The following is a 22153-nucleotide window of genomic DNA, read 5'->3' as shown; positions in this document are numbered from 1 at the left end:
GCCCTTGTCGCCCGATGAATCCAGATTTTCGCTACCCTCGCGCTTTGCGGTAGGAATCCTTGAGCGCTATGAGCTCCCCCGAGAAAGCGAAGATATCGCAGCCGTCGACTTCGATTTGCTGCCCCGCTGCCGTGGTGCCGACGAAGCGCCATGATGAAAGCCCGGTGTCGCCCGTCACGATGTGCCGTCCCCTGATCCACGCGGCTTTCGGGAAGGCATCGAACAGCGCTGCATAGGCGACGCGCACTGCGTCACGCCCCACATGCTTGCGCCCTTCGGCATCGGGGCCGGCCGAGCCGTGGAAAGCGCAATTCTCAACCATGCAGTCCATCAGCGCGCCCACGTCGCGAGCGTTCCAGGCCGCGAGGAACCGGTCGAGCACGGCGAGCCGCCTGGCTGCGAGATCGCCAGCCTCAACGACCTCGACCTCGAGAAAGGCGAGCGGCGCATCGCCGGCATTGATGACATTGTGGGCCACACCCGTCCGCCGCGAGTAGGGCACCCCTTGAGTGAGAGCGGCTTGCGACTGCGCGCCGTCGGGGCCTTCGAGACCGAGCTTGCCGTCCGTAAGCGGCACGATGACGTAGTCATGGCCATGGATGTGCCAGCCGGTCTCGGCCCCGGTGGCAAAGCGCCATTCGGTGACCCGAAAGCGTTCGTCGTCGATATGGACGACCGGTTCGGCTTTCATGCGGGTCATTCAAGCCCCTCCTTGGCAACCGCACCGGTCAGGCGCTCAAGCGTCCGGCCCATGCGCGCCATGATTTCCTTCACATCGTCTTCTGTCGAGATCATCGGCGGACAGAGCGCGAGCTGGTCGCCGATGGCGCGGAAGATGAGGCCTTCCTCGTGGCCGATCCCTGCTGCGATACTCCCTGCGCGCCCAACCTTGGCGAAAGGGCGTTTCGTCGCCTTGTCTGCCACCAGCTCAACGGCGCCGATAAGACCGGTGCCCCGCGCTTCGCCGACAAGCGGGTGATCGGCGAATGAGCGGATGCCGGCCTGGAACGACGTCTCGAGACGGGCCGCGTTTCCGATCAAGTCCCGCTCCTCGAAGATGGCGAGGTTTTCGAGACCCACCGCCGTCGCGACCGGATGACCCGACGCCGTGAAGCCGTGGCCGAAATTGCCGATCGTTGCGGTGTTGTCGGCGATCGCCTGATAGATCGCATCGGAGAAAATGACGGCGGCAAGCGGCATGTAAGACGACGTGATTTGCTTGGAGACCGTCATGATATCAGGCGTGAAGCCGTATTTCTGAGCGCCGAAAGGCGTACCAAGCCGCCCGAAACCACAGATCACCTCGTCTGCTATCAGGATGATATCATTTGCCCGGCAGATTTTCTCCACGCCTTCCCAGTACCCGACCGGCGGCGGCAGAACGCCGCCGGCTGCCATGAGCGGCTCTCCTATAAAGGCTGCAATGGTGTCAGCCCCTTCTTCCGCGATCGCCGCTTCTAGCTCGGCGAGCAGACGCGCCGTGAAGGCGGCTTCGTCTTCGCCTTCCATGCCGAAGCGATAGAAGTGCGGGCAGGTCAAATGGCGAACGGGAATCGCCGGCAGATCGAAGTCGCGATGGTTGACCGGCAGGCCCGTCAGGCTGCCGGAGGCGACGGTGATGCCGTGATAGCCCTTGGTCCGTGCCAGGAATTTCTTCTTTTTTGGCCGGCCCAGCGCGTTGTTCATGAACCACATCATCTTGACGATGGTGTCGTTGGCTTCCGAGCCCGACGACGTGAAGAAGACACGCGTCAGGTTTTCCGGTGTCATCTCCACGAGTTTCTCAGCGAGCCGGATGGATGGCTCATGCGCCTTGGAGGAGAAGGTGTGGTAGTAGGGCAGCTTCAGCATTTGCTGGTAGGCAGCGTCGGCCAACCGCTTTTCCGAAAAGCCGACGCCCACCGACCACAGCCCGGCGAGCCCTTCGATGTATTCCTTGCCGCGTTCGTCATACACACGGATGCCGTCGCCGCGGCTGATGATCAGCGGCCCGGTTTCCTCGTGCTGACGCAGGTTTGTGTAGGGGTGCATGGAGGTGGCGATGTCGGCGGCGGCGAGAGAGTTGGAAAGCGCATCCATGGAAGTCCTCAGCGGCTTGGGGAAATGGTTCGGGAGGTGAGTGCGAGATAGTCCTCGATCCCATGCGTGGAGCTTTCACGATTCGGGAAATGAATCATGGCAGGCTGTTGGAATGGGTGTCGATGATCCGCCGCATCAGCGCGGCGACGTCGCGCGCATTCGGAGGATCGGAGTGGATGCAGACGGTGTCGAAGTCGACCGGGCGGATCGTACCGTCTGTCGTGACGAGTTCGTGTCGGGTAAGCGCCCCCACCATGCGGTGCTCGGCAAGCGTCAGGTCGATGGCCGACTGGACGCGCGGAATGATCAGGCTGCCGCCGGGAGCGTAGGCAAGATCGGGAAAGAACTCGCCCACGAAGGCAACGCCAAGTTCAACTGCTGCCGTCTCGTGACAGGTTCCCGCCATGCCGAAGAGAGGGACGCCGAACGGCTTGACCGCCGCGGCAATCGCCCGGGCAGTGTCCACGTCGTGCGCGGCCATGCCGTAGATGATGCCATGCGGCTTGACATGGCTGAGCTGCCCGCCCTCGGCGGCCAGCATTCCTGTCAGCGCACCGATTTGGTAGAGGAAGGCGGCTGTCAGTTCCTCGGGCTGAAGTTTCATCTCGCGCCGGCCGAACCCCTCGCGATCGGGAAGGGACGGATGCGCGCCAACCTGCTTTCCGTGCGAAAGCGCGAGCCGCACGGTCTTCAGCATCGTCCATGGATCGGAGGCGTGGAAGCCGCACGCGATGTTGGCGCAATCGATGTGAGGCATGATGCCGGCATCGTCGCCGAAACGCCAGTTGCCGTAACTTTCCCCCATGTCGCAGTTCAGGGTGACCATGGTTTGCTTGCCTCAGCCCAGAGTGTTCGACGCCCAGCCGTGGGCGATGTGGGGGAATTCCGGCGGCGGTTCGCGCTCGTGCAGCAGTCGAAGCACGCGCGGCGGCGTCAGTGGCAGCTGCCGCACCGGCTTGCCGATAGCGCGTGCCACAGCGCAGCCGATCGCCGCGCCCACGGCCAGGATCGGGACCTCGCCCGCGCCCTTGGTGCCTAGAGGCCCCATCGACGGTGCGCCCTCGTAGAGGTCGGCGGCGACCGGAACCACGTCCTGCGCCAGCGGCAGGCGATAGGTCTCGAAATCGTCCTGCGCGATGCGTCCGTCGGCGGTGATCGTCACCTCCTCATGCAGGGCGTAGCCGAGACCCTGCACGACACCACCCTGTATCTGGCCCATGACCGCGCGCGGGTTGAGTGCGCGGCCGACATCCTGCACCACGCGATAGGCCAGCACCTCGACATGACCGGTGTCCGGGTCAACCGCCACCTCGGCCTCGTGGACAACGAAGACGGGGATGTCGAGCGCATCGATGAAATGCCCCATCGCGCAGCCGGACATTGCCGGAGTGTTCTTGGCGGTAAAGGCTCCGCTTCCTGTGATCGGGCCGGTGGTGGCCTGCGCATGGGGGACGACGGCGGGGATCGACATGCCGGAACCGGGACGTCCCGTGATCTCGACACGACCGTCCCGCAGCACCAAGTCTTCCGGTCGGGTCTGCAGCATCTCGCCGGCGGTCCGCAGCAGCTTCTCCCGCACCTCTGCACAGGCGGCGATGCTCGCAGCACCAATGGACACGGTGGTGCGCCCACCGCCAACGCCGACATCGAGACCGGCGGCATCTGTATCAGCTTCGCGCACGATCACCTGGTCAGGAGCGAGGCCGAGTTGCCCGGCCACGATCTGCGGCAGGGATTGCATCATCGTGCCGGAACCAATCTCCACACCCGACGTGACCAGTGTTGCACTGCCGTCGGCGTTCAAATTCACCGTCGCCGCCGAAGGCCCGACGAAAACGAACCATGTGCCGACCGTGGTTGCAATACCATAGAGCCTGCCGTCGGCCTCGGCCTCTGACGTACCGGTACTGGCGCGCAGTGTCTCCATGCGATCGAGCATCGGACCCAGCACGTCGGCCTCGAAAACCTGGCCCGTGGCACCGAGATCACCATCTCCCAGGACATTTTTCTTCCGGAACTCCATCGGGTCGAAGCCTAGCGCATCACAGATTTCGTCGGTGTGTCGCTCCAAAGCGAATGTGTTGTAGACGCCGTTGCAAGCCCGGAAAGCACCGTTGGGTGGTGTGTTGGTGTATACGGCGCGGCTGACGAGCCGCGTTGCGCCAACCCTGTAATTGCCGCCCAGCGTGTGCGCCGTCATCGTCGTCAGAAAAACCTGTTCGCCTCCATACGCGCCGCAGTCCATCAGCACGACCGCCTCGCGCCCGGCGATGTATCCTTCGGCAGTGACAGCGGACCGGATGCGGATTTCCGCATTCTCGCGGCAGAGGCAGGTTGCCATCTCTTCCTGCCGGGTGTTTTCCAGGACCACCGTGCGCCCGGTCATCCGCGCCAGAAGTGCAGTGATAGGCTCGATGGATGCATCGAATTTCAGGCCGAACCCGCCGCCGACAGGGGGTACAGTGACCCGCACACGCCCGGGCGGAAGCTGCATGACCCTTCCGGTGACGTTGCGCACGGTCCAAGGCACCTGCGTCGAGGTCTGTATGTGAGCACGGCCGTCCTCCCAGGAGCCGATGGCAACGCGCGGTTCGAAGGGCACATGGCTCTGCCGGCCGACGGTAAAGCTGCTCTCGACAATGCGTATGTCGGGACGGGCGAAGGCCGCATCGACGTCACCGCGGCTGGATTTTGCCTCCCATGCGATGTTGCCGGCACGTGCACCGCCCTCGGTGATCACCTCGTAGCCGCGCCAGCCCTCGTGGACGAGACGGGCGCCGGGCTGGAGCGCGTCGGCCATGGTGAGCACCGGTGCCAGCGGCTCGACCTCGAGCATGATGGCGGCAAGTGCCGCCCGCGCCTGCTTCTCCGTCTCGGCGGCGACGACGGCGATTGGTTCACCGTGATAGCGGATCGTGTCGATGGCCAGGAGCGGATGGTCGGCAATGCCGATGCCGTAGAGCCCTGGCGCGTCGGCGCCGGTCGCCACCGCGCGCACGCCAGGGCAGCGAAGTGCCGCCGAAACGTCGAGCTTGCGGATACGCCCCGCGGGAACGGTCGACCGCAGCAGCACGGCATGCAACATGTCGGGGCGAACCCGGTCGTTGGTGTATTTCGTCCGCCCGCGCAGCTTGTCCTGCGCATCGCGGCGGGGAAGATTCATCACGGTGGCGGACAGCTCAGACATGTATGCCTCCCACCAACTGGCCAGCCTTCCGCGCTTGGTCAAGGCAGTCGGCCACGGCGTCGACGATCCGCTCATATCCCGTGCAGCGGCAGATGTTGCCGGCCATCGCGGCCTTGATTTCGGGACGGCTCGCATGCGGATTGTCACGCACGAACGCCGAAAGGCTCATGACCATTCCTGGAAAACACATGCCGCATTGCACGGCATCGACCGCCTCGAAATTGGCCTGGAGCGGGTGCAGCGCCTGGCTTCCGAAACTCAATCCCTCGATGGTCGTCACCGCGCATCCCTGGACCAGTCCAACCGGCTTTAGGCAGGACGGCACCGCTTCGTCGTCGACATGCACCGTGCACGCGCCGCAAAAGCCTTCGCGGCACACGGCTTTGGTCCCCGTCAGGAATCGTTCCTGCCGCAAGATGTCGACGAGCGGCGTCATCGGATCGCCATCAAAGCGGCAGTCCTCGCCATTCAGCTGGAATGTCACGGTCATGCCAGGCCCCCAGTCTTGAGAAGTGCGGCAACACCGCGCTTGACCAGCGGCGCAAGAACCTGGCGCCGGTACCAACCCTCCGCTTCCTTGCCGTCGCGGCCCTGAAAATCATTGTGCTCCAGCGCAAGCCCGGCGGCGCGTTCCGGATCGAACGCAGAGGCCGAGTCCGCCGCCATGGCCTGTTCGAGCGCCGTCCAGCGCCGCGCTACCGGCTCCACCGAGCCGACGGCGATGCGACATCGTTTGTCCTTGTCTACCGCAAGCGAGACGATGGCGACCGGATAGTCGCCGGCTTTCCGAAGCGGCAGGCGGATATGAGCACTTGCGACAAGGTCGCGGCGCAGATGAATTTTCGTTACAATCGCTTCGGCCAGCAGCGCATACCTGTCTTTGAGGAAATCCGAAATACCGAGGAGTTTTGGGCCTTCGAACGTCTCCAGCTCCATCGTCGCCTCACAAACGAGAAGCGCAGGGGCGAGGTCGGCGGCAGCAAAGTCGAGGGCACAAAGGTTGCCGCCCACGGTGGCGACCCTTCGGATGCCGGGATTGGCCGCATTCTCCGCCGCGGCAACCAGACCTTCGAAGCCCGCTGCCCCGTGCAACGCGCGGCCAACGACTGCGTGGGTAACGGCTGCGCCGATCACGACATGGTCCGAGCCGATTTCGACCTTGGACAAGGCCGGTATTCGGTGGAGGGCGACCACCGCCTCGGGAAGCTCGACCCCGCGCCGTGGATCACGCATCATCCAGGTGCCGCCGGCAAGCACAGCCGCACCTCGCCTGCGTGCGGCCAATGCCTCTTCAATCGTGCTGGCCGCGGTGAACGATCGTTCCACGCTTGTCGCCATCTGTCATACCCCTCGGAAGCAGCCAACTTTCGCGGCGCTGCAGCATTGTTGCTCCAGCTTTAGGCTCCTGTGAAATAGTAATTGTTTGAGTATCGTATCGAAAAAACAGATAACTCTGCGGCGTGCTCTTTGGCGCTCAGGCCCAGTGAACGACCGTGCGTTTCTCAAAGCTCTCACGGAACTGGGCGGTGGTTTTGGGGAGCAGTTCGCCAGTCTCCCAGTCGAGGATCACGGCATAGTGCCGAACCGCATCGAGCGTGTCGATCTCGCCGGAGCGGTATTTGCGCGCGACCTCCTCAGGATCCATGCGTGCCCAGTCCTTCCGTTTCGCCCGGATGTCGGCACGGCAGGCTTCGGTTGCCGTCCCGTCGATTTCGTACTGGCACAGGTCGCGGTCGATTTCGCGGATCACCACGCCGTAGTCAGTCTTGGCGCGCTCCAGAGACACGTAGTCGTCGATCACGTCCTCCATCACCTTGCGGGGCTCCCGCTGCAGTGGATCGCCGAAACCGCCACCGCCGGCCGTCGGACGAGCGAACTGGTCGCCTGTGTGGACGGAGTAATCGGAGAATACGGAGCCGAGCCAGATCTCGGTCTCTTCTCCGGCGCGCTTCATGGTCAAGCCGTGGGGCATCGACGGCAGGCCTCCTTCGACACCCCAGACGACAGCGCGCTCGCGGTCGCAAATATAGGACATGACGGCATTTTCAGCCTCAAGCAGCAACGAGGTCTTCTGCACGCCGACGCCGCCCCGCCATTTGCCAGGCCCGGCTGAATCCTGCTTGATCTGGAACTCGACCGTCCGAGTCGGATTCACCCGTTCGTTGCCTTCGTTCGGTTGCGACATCAACCCGGTTCCGAAGCAGGCGGTGGTGACATCGGCACCATCCTTGCCGTTGCGCCCGCCCCAACCGCCCGGCAGCCATTCGTAGAACATGAAGATCGGCTTTTCGGGTTTGCGCGCGTCCCGTCCCCCGGCCAGCAGATATTCGAGGTTGAAGGCGCAGGCGATAGCGCGTTCGGGCATGATCTTCGACCACATCTCGAAGATCGCGTTCATGATCTTTTCGAACGGCATCAGGAACCCGGTCACCGCCACCGGCCATTCCGCACTGACGATGCTGTTCTTTGGCGCAGTCACCTCGATCATCCGGTAAAATCCGCTGTTGAGCGGGAGGTCCGGAAAGAAGGTTTTCATGCCGGCGACCACGGCCGAGAAGGTCGCGCCCGGGGCGGAATTGTACATCGAGGCAATGGTCGAATGGCTTCCCGTAAAGTCGTAGTGGATCGTGTCGCCCTTGATCGTCATCTTGATGCGGATCGGGATCATGCCTTCGCCGGCACCGAGATCCCGGTCGATGTAGTCGACCGTCTCCCAAGTGCCGTCGGGCAGCTCCGCGAGACGCTTTCGCACGGCACGTTCGACGTAGTCCTGAACCTCCTCCATCCCGCGCATGACCTGGCCGCGTCCGTACTTCTTGACCAGCCGCAACAGTTCGCGCTCGGCGGCCTGCGTCGCCTGCGCCTGGGAATGGATGTCGCCAATGATCGACGCGGGATCGCGCGTGTTGGCCGCGATCATGTTGGCGACGTCGGAGCAGAAGCGGCCGCGCTGGAAAAGGCGCAACGGCGTGATCCGCAGGCCTTCGCGAAACATGTCGCGGGCGGTGACGTCGAAGGAACCCGGCACCGAGCCGCCGAGATCCGACCAGTGTCCGTTCGACTGGGAGAAGCCGATCAGTTTGTCTTCATCGAAGATCGGTCGGACGAGCCGAACATCGCTGAAATGCGTACCGCCGGCATAGGGATCGTTGATAGCGTAGACGTCACCGGGTGCCATATCGCCTTCGAAGACCCGGATCACCTCCTTGCATGTGTTGTGCAGTGTGCCGACATGGACCGCGATGTCGTAGTTGCCCTGGGCAACGGAGTTGCCATCGGCGTCGTGCAGGGCGTTCGAAAAGTCTCGGTTGTAGATGACGAAGGAATAGCAGGTGCGAAGCATCTGTTCTGCCATCTGGTCGACGGTGGTGATGAAGGAGTTTTTCAGCACCTCGAACGTTACCGGATCGAGGCCAGGGCTCGTTTCAATCAGCTTTGTCATGTCTCAGCCTTTCGTCACGATGAGAATGTTCAGGAAGTCGTCGACGGTGGCGCTCATTCCCGGCGGAACCACGGTGGTGGAATCGAACTGTTCGACGATGGCGGGTCCCGCAAAGGCAGCGCCGGCGCTGAGTTGGTCGCGTTCATAGACAGCCGCATCATGAGATACGCCGTCGAACCAGACGCCGCGGCGGCCGACCGGCTGTGGCTTGTGCGGCAAGACTTCATGCCGCGGCATCTCGGCTTTCGGTACGATGCCGATCGCCTTGACCGCGATGCGGAAGATCGACACCGGCGCCTCTTCGCGGCGGTAGTTGAACTCGCGTTCGTGCTCGTTGTGGAATGCCTCTATCAGCGAGCAGATGCTCTCGATCCGCGCCGGGGCTGACACCGCGAGTGAGCGCCACTGGCCCTGGTACATCATCTCGACCGTACGCTGCAGCGCCATGTCTTCGCGCGCCACGCCCTCATGGGTCAGGCGCTCAACCGCCTGTTCTTCCATCAGAACAAAGGCCGTCTGCATCTCGGCGGGCGAGACCGTCGAAGCATCGGCCATGAAGCTTTCGGAGAAATCATGCTGCACGTCGACGAGAAGGCAACCGAGCGCGGAGGTGACGCCAGGATTGGGCGGCACGATCACGGTTGGAATCGAAAGCTCCTTCGCCACGGCCGCTCCGTGCAAAGCGCCTGCACCGCCGAATGCGACGAGCGCAAAGTCTCGTGGGTCATAGCCCCGGCTGATGGAGAGAAGCCGGACGGCATTGCCCATATTGGCGTTGGCGACAGCGATGATCGCCTCGGCCGCTTGGTGGAGTTCCATGCTGAAGGGTGTCGCCACAGTCTCCTGCACCGCCTGGGCGGCCAGAGCGGGGTCGAGCGTGATCTTGCCGCCCGCAAGGCTGGTGCCGAGACGACCGAGCACGACATTGGCGTCGGTGTTGGTGGCGGTGCGGTTGCCATTCTTGTAACAGGCAGGGCCCGGAAACGCGCCGGCGGACTGCGGTCCGTTGCGCAAGCTGCCGCCCTCGTCCTGCCATGCCAACGAACCGCCGCCCGCGCCGATGGTCAGCACCTCGATGGAGGGGAAGCGGATCGGATATCCGAATTCGATGTACCAGTCTTTTGTGATGCGCGACTCCCCGTTCCATGCGAGCGAGACGTCGGTGCTGGTGCCGCCCATGTCGAAGCCGATCGAGTTCTGGAAGCCACAGAGATTTCCGATGAAGCGGCTTGCGATCGCACCGGCGGCAATGCCCGATCCTGCGAGCCGGGCTGAGAAATCCCTGACGCTTGCGGGTGTCATGACCCCGCCACCGCTGTGCAGCAACAGGAGATCTCGCTTGTATCCGGCCGCGGCAAGCTTTTCTCCGAGACGCGACACGTAGTCGACGACGACCGGGGCGCAGACGGCGTTGGCCATGGTGGTGGAAAAACGCTCGTGCTCGAAGATTTCCGGCATCACCTCCGAGGAGATCGAAACCGGCAGATCCGGCATGGCCTCCTTCAGAATCTCACGCATGCGGCGCTCATTGGCGCCGTTGACATAGGAGTTCATGAAGCAGACGGCGATGGACTTGACCTGCCGTTTGACGAGAATTTCCGCGACGCGGTGAGCGGCCTCTTCGTCCAGTGCTTCCAGGATCGTGCCCTCGGCACTGACCCGTTCCCGGACCGTCAGCCGGTCGCGGCGCGGGATATAGGGCTTGGCGACATCCTTGTAGGTGTCCCAGAGGTCTTCCTTGTTGGCGCGGCGGATCTCGACAACATCACGGAAACCCTCGGTGCAGACCATTGCGGTGCGTGGCAGGCGGCGGGTGATCAGCGCATTGGTGGCGACCGTCGTACCATGAGAGAACAGCGTCACCTCCGAAAGATCGATGCGGCCCTGCTCCACGCCATTCATGATCGCCTGCATGGGATCGTCAGGCGTGGAGGCGGTCTTCTCGATGCGGATCGCGCCGCTATCTTCGTCCATGATGCAAATGTCGGTGAAAGTCCCTCCGACATCGACGGCAACTCTTATTCTGCTCATGACAGTTCCTTCGCGGGATATTTGCGGGCAAGGCCCGGCTTTCGCCGCCCTTGCCGGGGCGGCGTCGCAATAGATTATGGGAATTGGCCCGGATTTCGCCGGGTCTAGTGCCGCTCTCTTGAGGTCGAAGCGCGGCCTGCCCGGTTCGCTGCTTCGCGACGGGTATCAGTCGGTGCGCAACCGAACCGCGTCCGGTAGTGCTTGCAGAATTGAGACTGGTCGGCAAAGCCCCAGCGGTAAGCAATCTCGGCAACGCTGCTGATGTTGGTCACCGACATCAGTTCCTCGGAGCAAAGCTCAAGCCGGGCGTCGCGGATGAAGCCGTTGATCGACTGGTTGCTGTCCTGAAAAAGAACCTGCAGGTAACGCAGGGAAATCCCGCAGGCATCGGCCACCGCCTGCGGGCCGAGGCCGGAATTCTTCAGATTGTCGCGAATATACTGCTCGGCACGATGCAAATGGCCGGCCCGGATCGACGAGATGCTGCTGTCCAGCACGCGATCGTCGCTCACGATCGACAGGCACAGCATTTCCAGGATGTGCCTGCCCATCATCTCACGAGCGACTTCAGTGATCTCATCGACATGGCCGATCGTGGTTCGCACCGTGTCAAGGAAGAGCGCGGCGACGCCTTGGGTTGCGTCGAAACTGAGCGCACTGAGCCGTTCGGCAGACCCGATCCGCGCCCGAACGCTCGACGACGGCACCTTCAGGACCCACAGCGCGTTTGGCTTACCGTGCCAGAATTCGTAAGGCGCATCTCCCCTCTCAACGAGGAAGCCCCCCGGACCGCAATTGACGGTCCTCGACCCTTGCGAGAAATTCACCTCCGACATCTCCGGGATGGTGATGAGCAGGCTGGCGTCACGTTCGTTGAGGAAGTGGCGGCGATGGCGGCGATAGCTTACGGCATCGCAGCGCATTTTAGACACGCTGACGAGCCCAAGCGAGAAGGTTTCCAGCGTGCCTGAAAATTCACGACGGTTCCGATACTCGGTGTCGAGCGGAAAATAGGCTTCGGTAACAGCGGCTTGCCAGGCATCACCGCCTGTGGGACCGCCGATCGTATCGACGACGTATTTCATTCCCCGACCTTTCTGGTTGGCCCCGGTTAGCCCGGTGTTTTTCTGAAGATTACAGGAATCCGCCGGCGCGTATTGGTCAAAAACGAATAAACTTATGTGGCCGTTTGGCCCAAGGGCCGGAGCTCGCGACGGTTTCAATTATCGTCACGGTCCTGGTGTGCAGTTGATCAAACCAGCCTTGGGCGCGCAAACCGCAAGCCAACTTGGAGCCATGCATTCTTCTCGCACACTCATTCAGGATAAGTTGGCCAGCGCCGGGATCGCCGCCATGTTCTGTGCCAGGCCGACGGTCACCGCCGCCCCGGCCAGTTCCTGCGCACCCTTCACCCCGAGGATCTTGAGCGCGATGTGGGCAGCGGACGCGTCTGGTGGCGCCGCCAACCAGACCGAGCGCCATCGGCATCTCGATCGTCCCCCGAGAAACCCTGTTTCGCCAAAAATGGTGACGATCCGCTCGGCTCCTCGGTCGTTTTGGCCCATGAGCCCAACCCTTCCACGCGCCGAAGCAACGCGCCGGCCTAGTCGGCCGCCGGGATAATCCGCCAAATCTTGTTGCCCACATCATCCGCGATCAGCAATGCGCCAGTTCGGTCGATGGCGACGCCAACCGGACGGCCGAATGCCTTGTCATCGTTGCTCAGAAATCCGGTGAGCACGTCCTGTGGCGGCCCCGACGGCTTGCCGTCGGCAAACGGCACGAAGATCACCTTGTAGCCGCTTCGCGGCATGCGATTCCATGAACCATGCTGGCCGACAAAGGCGCCATTCTTCATGTGCGGGCCGAACAGGTCGGCGGTGTTGAAGGTGAGCCCAAGCGACCCGGTGTGCGCCCCGAGTGCGTAGTCGGGCACGATCGCCTTGCCGACGAGGTCCGGACGTGGTGGCTGCGCCCTGACATCGATGTGTTGGCCGAAATAGCTGTGGGGCCAGCCGTAGAAGGCGCCATCCCTGACCGATGTCATGTAGTCGGGAACGAGGTCGCTGCCGATCTCGTCACGCTCGTTGACGACCGCCCAGAGTTCCCCGCTTTCAGGGCTCCAGGAGAGGCCGTTCGGGTTGCGCAGACCCGACGCAAAGAGCCGCGTCTGCCGCGTCGCGAGGTCGATTTCGTGCACGGCGGCGCGGCCTTCTTCCTCCTCCATGCCGTTTTCGCCGACATTGGAGTTGGAGCCCACGGTGGCATAGAGCTTCGTTCCGTCCGGACTGGCAATGACGTCCTTGGTCCAATGGTGATTGCGGCCGGCCGGAAGGTCGACGATCTTCTCGGACGGAGCAGTGATCTCGGTGGTGCCGTCGCGATAGGGGAAAGTGACGACCGCGTCGGCATTGGCGACATAGAGCTTGCCGTCGAGCAGCGTCATGCCGAAGGGCGAGAAGAGGCTGCTGAGGAGGGCTGTCCTGATCTCAGCCACGCCATCGCCGTTCTCGTCGCGTAACAGCGAGATACGGTTGGCGCTCCGCACCTCGGCGCCAGCCCGGCTCTGGAACAGGTTCATGAACCAGCCACGTATGGAAAAACCTTCGTCAGGTTTTGGCGGCGCGTTGCTTTCGGCGACCAGCACGTCGCCATTGGGCAGCACGTGCAGCCAGCGCGGATGGTCGAGGCCGCCAGCGAATTCGTTGACGGCGAAGCCTTGGGCGGCGACCGGCATCTTGCCTTGGGGCCAAGGGGTCGCCTCGGCAACGTGGACCGTGGGTATCCAGGTCGGATTGGGTTCGGCGAGCGTCGGGTTTGGACCGTAGGTCTGCTCGATCGGAAGAGTGGCCTGTTCGCGCGAGAAGAAGAACAAGCTCGCCCCCGCGATTACGACGAAGGCGACAATGACGAGTAAAACGCCGAGAATTTTTCGCATCAGATATTCCCGAGATTGGGACAGTGACGTAACGCCATCAGGGCGTTCCGGTTGCGGCGGCACGCGACATTTGCGCGAAATAGGCGGCCAGTGCGGCAATATCTTCGTCCGAGAGGTTTTTAGCAGCGTTGCGCATCAGATGGGCGAAGCGCGTGCCGCCGCGCTTTTCCTCGCGGAAAAGCTCGAGCTGGGTCGCAATGTATTTGGCGGGCTGTCCGGACAGTTCCGGATAGATGGGGTTGCGGTCCGGACGACCGTGGCAACCCAGGCATGCCGGAACGTCGCGCTCCGGGATGCCGCGTCGCGCGATCTCATCGGCACGCGCGATCCGGGCACGGTCCGGTTGCGTCGACGTTGCAGGCGCAGGCAGCGCGGAAAAATGCCGCGCGAGATCGGCGAGGAGTGCAGGGTCGACAGCGGTGACAGAAATTCCCATGACACCGCTCTGGCGGTGGCCGGCAGCGTAGGCTCTCAAACTTTCAAGAAGATAGGTTTCGCGCTGAGAGGCCAAGACGGGCGTTGCGGGGCTCCGGCCGAGCCCATCCGTGCCGTGGCAGCGGGTACAGTCGGCGAGTGCGCGCTCGAGGCCTTGTGTTTGGCCAGTCGACGGTTCGCTACTGCCATAAGCAAGGTCGCGCCACCGCGCCTCGTCCATCATCGGCAGTTCGCGCAGGAAGGCGACCATCGCCCAGACTTCATCGTCGCGCTGCTGCGTCGGCCAGGCCGGCATGCCGGTGAAGCGCACGCCGTGCTGGACGATGCGGAAGAGTTCGGCGTCCGTCCATTCGCCGACCTTGCCGACAAGGTCCGGCGGCTGCGGCAGCATCGCAAGGACGGCGGGCGAGCGCGGTTCCCCGGGCGCGCCGTGGCAGATGGCGCAGCCGCGCGCGAAATGGCCGGCAGCCGGCTGAATAGCGTAGCGCGGCAGCTCGTCCGGCACCTTGACCGTGAGTGCGTATGTCCGTACGGCCGAGCGCATGGCGAAGTGCAGGAACCACTCGGTCACCTTCCAGTGGCCGGTCGAGGCGCCAACGTTGAAGAAGCCGATCCAGGTCGCGAAAAGCACGGCGGCCGGCAAAATCGCCAGGCCTATCGCCAAGTGTTTCCAGTTGACGTGCATCAGCCGGCCAGCCTCTCGGTTTTGCCGCCTAGGAGCCTGGCAAGCAGGAAGACGCCTCCAGCGAGGTAAGCGGCAGCGCCGATCATCAACATGATGATGCCGCCGAGCGCCTGGTCCTGTCCCGCCCCGAGCACGAGGCCGAAGCACGTCACATCGCCGAGGCCATAGAGCGGTCGCGAGGCGAGCGAGAGCAGCGCGCCAAGCAACGTCATGTGGATGGAGGTCAGGAGCAACGCGAAGGCGCCGGCAGCGTCCCTAGCCGGCGCATCGGAATTGCGCGGCGCCACGCACGTCAGCCACAGGAACAGCCCGGCGCCAAGGAAGGACACCTGCTCGATCATGGTGGCGATGGTCGATGTCTCGGCCCACTGGCGCGCAGCCGGCGCATGCCAGCCCCAGACGACAATCAGTTCGACGAGAGAGGCGATAAGGGGAGCGGCGGTGGCCACGGAGCGTATCGTCCTGGCAATACCGATTGCGATCAGCGGCGCCGCGATCGCGACGACGCCCATGTGGGCAAGCATGTGGGCCGCGAACGAGCCACGCCACGCATTGAGCAGCGGTCCCGCCCAGACCAGCGCGAGGGTGACGAAGCCCAGCAACAGGCTTGCCGTCCTCATGAAGAGCATCCGTCGATGAAGAGCAGCGGCAGCGCCACGTAGAGCACGGCGACGAAGCTCAGGCCGCAAAGCAGCAGCGTGGCAAACCCCTGGAAGAGGTTGCGGTCCGTCGCTGTGGGATCGTCGTGCGGCGGATCGTTCGTGCCGAAGCCCCACTGCCTCCAGGCGAGCCACCCGGACAAGACGATCATCGCGAGTGCCGCCAGCGTCATAGCCACTATGCCAGCCTGGACGACAGCGAAACCGAGGTCACCGCGCTTTGCACACCAGATTGCGGCCAGTGCGTAACAGGCGAGGAAATGTCCGGCCCAGATCACGGGCGCGGTGAAGAGCGTCCAGAGCGTTTCGACCTCTTTGGGAATGATGCGCATCACCGTCTCACATCGCTTCAGGGAAAAGGCCGATGACGGCGAAGGTGATGACAGCGGTGATCGCCATAAAATGCCAGTAGAGCGCGACGTTGTGCAGTTCCATGTCGTGCTCCCGCGTCAGGCGACCGGCGAGGCTGCGCGCAAGGCAATAGAGCTGCATGACGGATCCGACCGCGGCATGAGCAAGCGCCCAGATGACGAGAATCCAGACGATCGCCGGATAGACATGCGCTGTCGGCTGCATGTCATGCTGCCAGGGTCCGGCAAAACCGGCTGCAGAGGCAGCAAGCGTCAGCAGAAACGCGGCAACAAGCGCAACGCGTGCGCCGTCGATCCACCCGCTTGCGTTCAGTCGGCGCGCACCAAGCATCGCGACCCATGCGGCGACGAAGAGAGACAGCGCGATCATCGGCCACCGCATACCGGGACCCGGCTGCCCCAGAGTGAAGTCGGGATGGATGGTCCAGTAGAAGAAATAGCCGAAGATGAGGCTGGCGAAGGCAGTTCCGTCGCCAACCATCGTAATGAACATCGCCCACCAGCCAACAGAATCCGGACCGGAGGCATAGAGCGGCAAGCGCAGTCCAAGGCCGACATCCTTGGTCTTCTTTTCCGGGGTTTCGCCGGTGCCGGTCCAGAGCCACCACAAAATGGCAGAGAGCGTGCCGATGCCCGACAATAGGGCGAGGATCCAGAGTTCGAAGGTGAGCGCGACGAAAACGCCGCCGAGCAATGCGGCCGAGATTATTGTGATCGTGGTTGATGTCGCCACGCGCTGGCACTGCAGCGGATGGGCGTCGAGCACCGAGGTGATGAGCGTCTCGCGGCGATTCTCCTTGGCACTGCGAAGATAATAGGCGCCCTCATTGACCTTTTGCATCAGATCCGCCTGGTCCCAAAGCGGATACCGGCTCTCGATGATCGGAATGGATCGAACGCCCCAGTTCTCCTCGGGCTCGTTCAGCCATTCGAGCGTGCCCGCCTTCCACGGATTCTGCTCGCTGCGGGGTTCGCGATGCTTCGGCCGTACAACATCGAAGACAACCACCAGCACCCCTGCCGCGAAAACATAGGCGCCGATCGTGGAGATGAGATTCAGCCAGTCCCAACCGATCCCCTCGGGGTAGGTGAAGACGCGGCGCGGCATCCCGCGCAGGCCGCTGAGATGCATCGGAAAGAAGGCGACGTTGAAGCCGGCAAACATCAGCCAGAAGGCGGTGCGCCCGAGACGGGGCGAGAGCATCCGCGCATTGATCAGCGGATAGTAATAGTAAACGCCGGCGACCAGCGGGAACAGCATTCCACCGATCAGCACGTAATGCAGATGTGCGACGATAAAATAGGTATCGTGCGCCTGCCAGTCGAACGGCACGAGCGCGACCATCACGCCGGTCAGCCCGCCGATGACGAAGATAGCGAGCCCGCCGGCGCCGAACAGCATCGGCACCGAGAAGATGACACGTCCGGCCAGCATGGTGGCGATGAAGACGAAGATCTGCACGCCGGTTGGAATCGCGACCGCTTCCGAGGCGGCCGAGAAGAATGCCAGCGAGATCTGCGGCAGGCCGGTCGCGAACATGTGGTGGACCCAGAGGCCGAACGATAGGAAGCCGGTGCCGACAGCGGCAAGCACGATCCAGGAATAGCCGACGATCGGACGTTGCGAAAAGGTTGGCACGATCATCGCTATCAGCGCGATGGCGGGCAAGAAGATGATGTAGACCTCGGGGTGCCCGAAGATCCAGAACAGGTGCTGCCACAGCAGTGGGTCGCCGCCCCGCGTCGGGTCGAAGAACGGCCAGTCGAACATGCGCTGCATCTCAAACAAGATGTCGCCGGCGATCAGCGGCGGAAAAGCGAATAGGATCATGCCCGCGACGATCAGCAGGTACCAGGCGAACAGTGGCATTAGGTTGATGCGCATGCCCGGCGCGCGGCACTTCATGATGCCGACGATCAGTTCGACCGCCGCAGCAATGGAGGCGACTTCGATAAAGGAGAGGCCCAGCAGCCAGATGTCGGCACCAATGCCGGAATATGCCTTGTCAGTGGCAAGAGGCGGATACATGAACCAGCCTGAAGAGGGAGCGGCGTCGAAGAAGATCGAACCGCAAACGAAGACACCGCCGATCAGAAAGCTCCAGAAGCCGAAGGCGCCGAGACGGGGAAATGGCAGTTCACGCGCACCGAGCATTGGCGGCAGCAGAAAGATGGCGACGGCCTCGAAGATGGGCACGGCAAACAGGAACATCATCACGGTGCCGTGCAGCGTGAAGGCCTGGTTATAGAAGTCGGCAGAGAGGAAATTGTTTCCCGGAACCGCGAGTTGCGTGCGCACAAGAAGCGCCAGCACGCCGCCAAACAGCATGAAGGCAAAGGCCGCACCCCCGTACCAGAGGCCAACCTGCGTATTGTTGACCGAAGTCCAGTAACGCCAGCCGATCGGCGTCTTCCAGACGAGGCGCAGCTGTTCTTCCTCGATCTTCTCTGCGGAGGGCAAGGCGTTTCGCTTTGATGCGGGCTTTGAGGGTTGTCATTCGAGCCCCTTCAGCCAGGAGGCGATTTCGGCGATGTCCTGTTGGGGCAACATGTTGAAGTCGGGCATCTTCGAACCCGGCTTGATCAAATGCGGATGGGCGATGAAGCTACGAACGGCCTCATCGTCGGTGGGCAAAACGCCGGCACCAATCGTTCCCCGCGAACCCATATGCGAGAGATCCGGGCCGACACCACCCTCAGCTTGTGTGCCCGCAACGCGGTGGCACGCGTCGCAGCCGTTGCGAAGGAATATGTCGCGTCCGGGCAAGGATGCGCCGGGCGAAGGGTTCGCCCGCACAGCCAGCCATTCCCGGAAGGCAGCGGGCTGCATGGCGACGGCCGTGAAGGTCATCAGCGCGTGCGAGGTCCCGCAATATTCCGCGCAAGGGCCGCGGTAGGTGCCAGGTTTGGTAGCCAGCAACGAGAGCCGATTCACGCGACCCGGGATCATGTCCATCTTGCCACCGAGCGCGGGAATCCAGAAGGAATGGATGACGTCGGTGCTTTTCAGCAAGAACTCGACGCGCTCGCCAACCGGCAGCCTGATCTCGTTGGCGGAAAGAATAGGAACTCCGCCGTCAGCCGGGTGGTAGGCGACCCGCCACCAGAATTGCTCACCGGTCACTTCGATCCTGAGACCATTGGCTTCGCCGGCTCGTGCGAAAGGTCTCAGTCCAGGCATCAACCAAAGCGCATAGCCTAGCAAGAGAAAGAGGAGTAGCGAAGGAATGGCTGCCCCGCCCCAGAAAATTAGCCGGCTTGCAATACGCTCGTCTATGGGAGTGCGCTCATGACGCGTCGCGTGGACCAGAAGACCGATGACCGTCAGCCAGATAAAACCGCCAGCAATGGCCATGAGCCAGAAAAGGTCAGCGATCTGGCGCGCTTCCTCTCCAGCCGGATCAAGCGCCGACTGGGCTCCCGAGCAGCTGGAACAGGTTCCCAAGCATAACCACAGCGCGAGCCAGCGCACCGCAGCGAGTTTCGTAATTCGGGCGCTTTTGCTTGGAACTGTTGACGAATCTATCCCTCCAATCGATGCCCTTGCTCACAAACGCGCCCGCAACCGAGTGGTTGCGCCAAAACTTCAGTTTAGCGGCAACGGCCAGTGCTCATGCAATCTATGCGCCGGCTTCGTCATTTGTCGCGCCGGTAGGCTTCGCCGAGCCGGCCGTCGATCTCGAACATCTCGATCCGGAACCCGCGCCTCCGGCGCGGTTGCAACGCCAGTCCTGTAAATGTCCGCAACGCCAAGGGGGCGGCTCAGCCATCCTCCCTGGCGACCAGTAGAAAAGGTTCGCGCTCCGGCGTCGTCACCGAAAAGCCCGAAGGGCCCACCGCGCTGAAAAAGCGATGGAACATGTCGATGAAGACACGCACGAAGAGTGGCTTTGCCGAACCGTACATGTCGGCGACGATCAGCGTCGGTGGCGGCAGTTCATCGAGGATTGGTCTTCGAACGATCCCCTCGCCATCGGCGGTGGCGCGGCCGATCGGCCGCATGTTGAGGACGGCCATGCCGAAGCCGGAGGCGACGGCCGAGCGCACCGTTTCGTAAGAGCGCGTGCGAAAGCGCACCTCCGGCCGTTTCGCCAGCACGTCGAACAGGGTCAGGAGATAGGTCGCCGTGTGCGGCAGGTCGAGCAGCACCAGCGGACGTGCCGCCAGTTCCGCCAGCCAGATGCCGTCGCGCGCGGCAAGGGGATCGTCTGCATTGAGCACGGCATGCGCCGGTACCTTGCAGATGCGGGTGACGCTGTCGATACCGATTGGACCGATATCGTAGAGAATGGCCAGATCGATCTGGCCGGCGACAAGCCGTTCCTGCAACTGGACCTGGTCGGCCTCGACAAGGTCGATCTCGACATCGCCGACGCTGTCGAGATAGCTGCGCAGCATCTCCGGCATGAACAGCGCGCCGAACGGCTCGAAGCAGCCGATGCGCAGGACCTTCGGCACGCGCCCGTTGAGGTCTCCGATCGACCGGTTGAACTCCGTTTCCGCCGCCAGCATGATGCGGGCGGCGGCGACGAAGCGTTGGCCGGCCGGCGTGATGGAGACGCCGCGCGCCGGCCGCCTGTCGAAAATGCGCGCCCCCATCCCGGCCTCGGCCAGAGTGATCGCCCCGAGGATGGAGGATTGCGAGATGTAGAGCGATCTGGAGGCCGCCAGCACGCTGCCAAGGCGGGCGACTTCGCAGACATAGCGCAACTGCCGAATGGTCAGATTCATGGCTCTTTGTTACATTAAATAGCGAATGTTCCCCACAACAATACATTTTATGGTGATGAAAAAACCCGCCAGATTGCCCGGGCTGACAAGGCTGCCGCAAGAGCGGCCATGAAGTGAGGGGTTCGAACTGCATGCCGAATGGGCTGTCTCCCATTGCCGACGCCGATGATCTATGCCGCCTGGCTGCTGCGGAGCTTAGCGCCGCCTACCGCGCTGAATCGCTGTCGCCCGTCGAGGTGACGCTGGCGGCGCTGGATCGCGCCGAAGCGATCAATCCGCTTTTCAACGCCTTCACCATGATCGACCGCAAGGGTGCGATCGAGGCCGCAGGTGCTTCCGAGAAACGATGGCGGGCAGGCGAGCCGCTGTCGGCGGCCGACGGCATACCGACGACGCTGAAGGACATCGTCTGGGTCGAGGGCTGGAGCGTGCGTTACGGCAGCAGGACGACGACTTCCGCCGCCTATGACAAGGATGCCCCCGCCGTTGCCCTGCTGCGCAGAGCCGGCGCCGTCTTCATCGGACAGACGACGACGCCCGAATTCGGCTGGAAGGCGATTACCGACAGCGGCCTCTGCGGCATCACGCGCAATCCCTGGAATGCGCAAAAGACCCCCGGCGGTTCCTCCGGCGGAGCGGCGGTGGCCGCCGCCACCGGCGCCGGCGTCTTCCATCTCGGTACCGATGGCGGGGGCTCGATCCGCATTCCGGCCTCGTTCACCGGCATCGCCGGATTGAAGCCGACCTTCGGCCGCGTGCCCGCCTATCCGTCCAGCGCGTTCGGAACCGTCGCCCATATCGGACCGATGGCGCGGACAGCACTCGATCTTTCCGTCATGGCCGGCGCCATGTCCGGCCGCGATATCAGCGACTGGCAGCAAGGCGTGGGAACGCTGGCGCCGCTTGGCCGGATCGAAGAAGTTTTGCGGGGCGCCCGGATCGGCTACTGGTCGAAGCCGCCTTCAGGAGCGCTGGATTCCGGGATCGCCGCCGTCGTCTCCCACGCCTTGACGTGTTTCGACGCCTTCGGCGCGACGGTCGAGCCGATTGACCTTCCCGGTGGCGATCTCCTCGATTTGTTCCAGCATCATTGGTTCACCGGCGCCGCGGCGCGGCTGGCGCTGGTTCCGCCGAGCGAACGGGCGGGCATCGATCCGGGCTTCCTGGAGATCGCGCAGGCTGGGGCGGCGTTCGACGTCCATACGCTCGTCGCCGCACAGTTGGAGCGCGCCGAATTCGGCGCCGCCATGGACCGGCTGCTAGACGACTATGATTTCATCGTTTCGCCGGGGGCATCGATTCCAGCCTTCGACGTTGGCCTTGAAGTGCCTCTGGGCAGCGGCCTCTCGCGATGGATCGAATGGGCGGCGTTCAGCTACCCGATCAATCTCAGCCAGCAACCGGCCTGCGTCATTCCTTGCGGCATGACCGAGGCGGGCCTGCCCGTCGGCTTCCAGATCATCGGCGCGCGCGGCGACGATGCCCGCGTGCTTTCGGCGGCAGCCGACCTGGAAGCCGCTTTCGTGCCCATGACCCACGCGTTTCGCCAGAAAGATCTGGTGTGAAAGATTTCGCATGAAGAAAAGACTCTAACC

18 protein-coding genes are annotated in these 22153 nt (G+C 63.2%); 1 reads left to right on the top strand and 17 read right to left on the bottom strand.

Annotation, left to right across the window (positions count from 1 at the left end; all coding sequences use genetic code 11):
* Positions 1 to 31 precede the first annotated feature (31 nt).
* The 17 genes from NKJ00_RS01075 to NKJ00_RS00995 form a co-directional block, all read right to left on the bottom strand.
* A complete protein-coding gene (locus NKJ00_RS01075) occupies positions 32 to 700 on the bottom strand; it encodes a nuclear transport factor 2 family protein (RefSeq protein WP_023808985.1) in 669 nt (222 codons plus the stop codon).
* Entirely contained in the window at positions 697 to 2079 is a 1383-nt protein-coding gene (locus NKJ00_RS01070; RefSeq protein ID WP_352628432.1) for an aspartate aminotransferase family protein, read from the bottom strand. The genes NKJ00_RS01075 and NKJ00_RS01070 overlap by 4 nt, the downstream gene beginning before the upstream one ends.
* A 94-nt stretch (positions 2080 to 2173) precedes the next feature.
* Positions 2174 to 2905, bottom strand: coding sequence for a LamB/YcsF family protein (locus tag NKJ00_RS01065; RefSeq protein ID WP_352628430.1), 732 nt, complete (start codon positions 2903 to 2905; stop codon positions 2174 to 2176).
* 12 nt (positions 2906 to 2917) lie between these two features.
* A complete protein-coding gene (locus tag NKJ00_RS01060; protein WP_352628428.1) occupies positions 2918 to 5266 on the bottom strand; it encodes a xanthine dehydrogenase family protein molybdopterin-binding subunit in 2349 nt (782 codons plus the stop codon).
* On the bottom strand, positions 5259 to 5756 hold the full coding sequence (locus NKJ00_RS01055) for a (2Fe-2S)-binding protein (RefSeq protein WP_023808989.1): 498 nt from the start codon (positions 5754 to 5756) through the stop codon (positions 5259 to 5261). The genes NKJ00_RS01060 and NKJ00_RS01055 overlap by 8 nt, the downstream gene beginning before the upstream one ends.
* Positions 5753 to 6604 carry an FAD binding domain-containing protein gene (locus NKJ00_RS01050; protein ID WP_352628426.1) on the bottom strand — a complete coding sequence of 284 codons (852 nt, stop codon included), beginning with the start codon at positions 6602 to 6604 and terminating at the stop codon, positions 5753 to 5755. Before NKJ00_RS01050 ends, NKJ00_RS01055 begins: the two co-directional genes overlap by 4 nt.
* Before the next feature lie 136 nt (positions 6605 to 6740).
* Positions 6741 to 8708 carry a hydantoinase B/oxoprolinase family protein gene (locus NKJ00_RS01045; protein WP_352628424.1) on the bottom strand — a complete coding sequence of 656 codons (1968 nt, stop codon included), beginning with the start codon at positions 8706 to 8708 and terminating at the stop codon, positions 6741 to 6743.
* Between the two features lie 3 nt (positions 8709 to 8711).
* Positions 8712 to 10739 carry a hydantoinase/oxoprolinase family protein gene (locus NKJ00_RS01040; protein WP_352610064.1) on the bottom strand — a complete coding sequence of 676 codons (2028 nt, stop codon included), beginning with the start codon at positions 10737 to 10739 and terminating at the stop codon, positions 8712 to 8714.
* Between the two features lie 104 nt (positions 10740 to 10843).
* Positions 10844 to 11824 carry an AraC-like ligand-binding domain-containing protein gene (locus tag NKJ00_RS01035; protein ID WP_023808993.1) on the bottom strand — a complete coding sequence of 327 codons (981 nt, stop codon included), beginning with the start codon at positions 11822 to 11824 and terminating at the stop codon, positions 10844 to 10846.
* Positions 11825 to 12058: 234 nt separating this feature from the next.
* On the bottom strand, positions 12059 to 12304 hold the full coding sequence (locus NKJ00_RS01030) for a hypothetical protein (protein WP_352628422.1): 246 nt from the start codon (positions 12302 to 12304) through the stop codon (positions 12059 to 12061).
* A gap of 38 nt (positions 12305 to 12342) precedes the next feature.
* On the bottom strand, positions 12343 to 13677 hold the full coding sequence (locus NKJ00_RS01025) for a PQQ-dependent sugar dehydrogenase (RefSeq protein ID WP_352628420.1): 1335 nt from the start codon (positions 13675 to 13677) through the stop codon (positions 12343 to 12345).
* 37 nt (positions 13678 to 13714) lie between these two features.
* The gene (locus NKJ00_RS01020) at positions 13715 to 14776 is read right to left on the bottom strand and encodes a c-type cytochrome (protein WP_352628418.1); all 1062 of its coding nucleotides are present in this window, start codon (positions 14774 to 14776) and stop codon (positions 13715 to 13717) included.
* 20 nt (positions 14777 to 14796) lie between these two features.
* Positions 14797 to 15417 (bottom strand): cytochrome c oxidase assembly protein, encoded by a 621-nt coding sequence (locus NKJ00_RS01015; protein WP_352628416.1) that lies wholly within the window; start codon positions 15415 to 15417, stop codon positions 14797 to 14799.
* Positions 15414 to 15788 carry a hypothetical protein gene (locus tag NKJ00_RS01010; RefSeq protein ID WP_127294296.1) on the bottom strand — a complete coding sequence of 125 codons (375 nt, stop codon included), beginning with the start codon at positions 15786 to 15788 and terminating at the stop codon, positions 15414 to 15416. Before NKJ00_RS01010 ends, NKJ00_RS01015 begins: the two co-directional genes overlap by 4 nt.
* 7 nt (positions 15789 to 15795) lie before the next feature.
* Positions 15796 to 18288 carry a cytochrome c oxidase subunit I gene (gene ctaD, locus NKJ00_RS01005; protein WP_352628414.1) on the bottom strand — a complete coding sequence of 831 codons (2493 nt, stop codon included), beginning with the start codon at positions 18286 to 18288 and terminating at the stop codon, positions 15796 to 15798.
* Between the two features lie 33 nt (positions 18289 to 18321).
* On the bottom strand, positions 18322 to 19299 hold the full coding sequence (gene coxB, locus NKJ00_RS01000; RefSeq protein ID WP_352628412.1) for a cytochrome c oxidase subunit II: 978 nt from the start codon (positions 19297 to 19299) through the stop codon (positions 18322 to 18324).
* A gap of 290 nt (positions 19300 to 19589) precedes the next feature.
* Positions 19590 to 20558 carry a LysR family transcriptional regulator gene (locus tag NKJ00_RS00995; RefSeq protein WP_352628410.1) on the bottom strand — a complete coding sequence of 323 codons (969 nt, stop codon included), beginning with the start codon at positions 20556 to 20558 and terminating at the stop codon, positions 19590 to 19592.
* Positions 20559 to 20689: 131 nt separating this feature from the next.
* On the opposite strand from NKJ00_RS00995, the gene NKJ00_RS00990 reads away from it, so the two are divergent.
* The gene (locus NKJ00_RS00990; RefSeq protein WP_352628407.1) at positions 20690 to 22123 is read left to right on the top strand and encodes an amidase; all 1434 of its coding nucleotides are present in this window, start codon (positions 20690 to 20692) and stop codon (positions 22121 to 22123) included.
* Positions 22124 to 22153: the final 30 nt, after the last annotated feature.

This window comes from Mesorhizobium sp. M0227, assembly GCF_040321855.1.
GTDB lineage: Bacteria > Pseudomonadota > Alphaproteobacteria > Rhizobiales > Rhizobiaceae > Mesorhizobium.
Note: the sequence above shows the minus strand (reverse complement) of the source record. Positions and strands in the feature narration are given on the sequence as shown.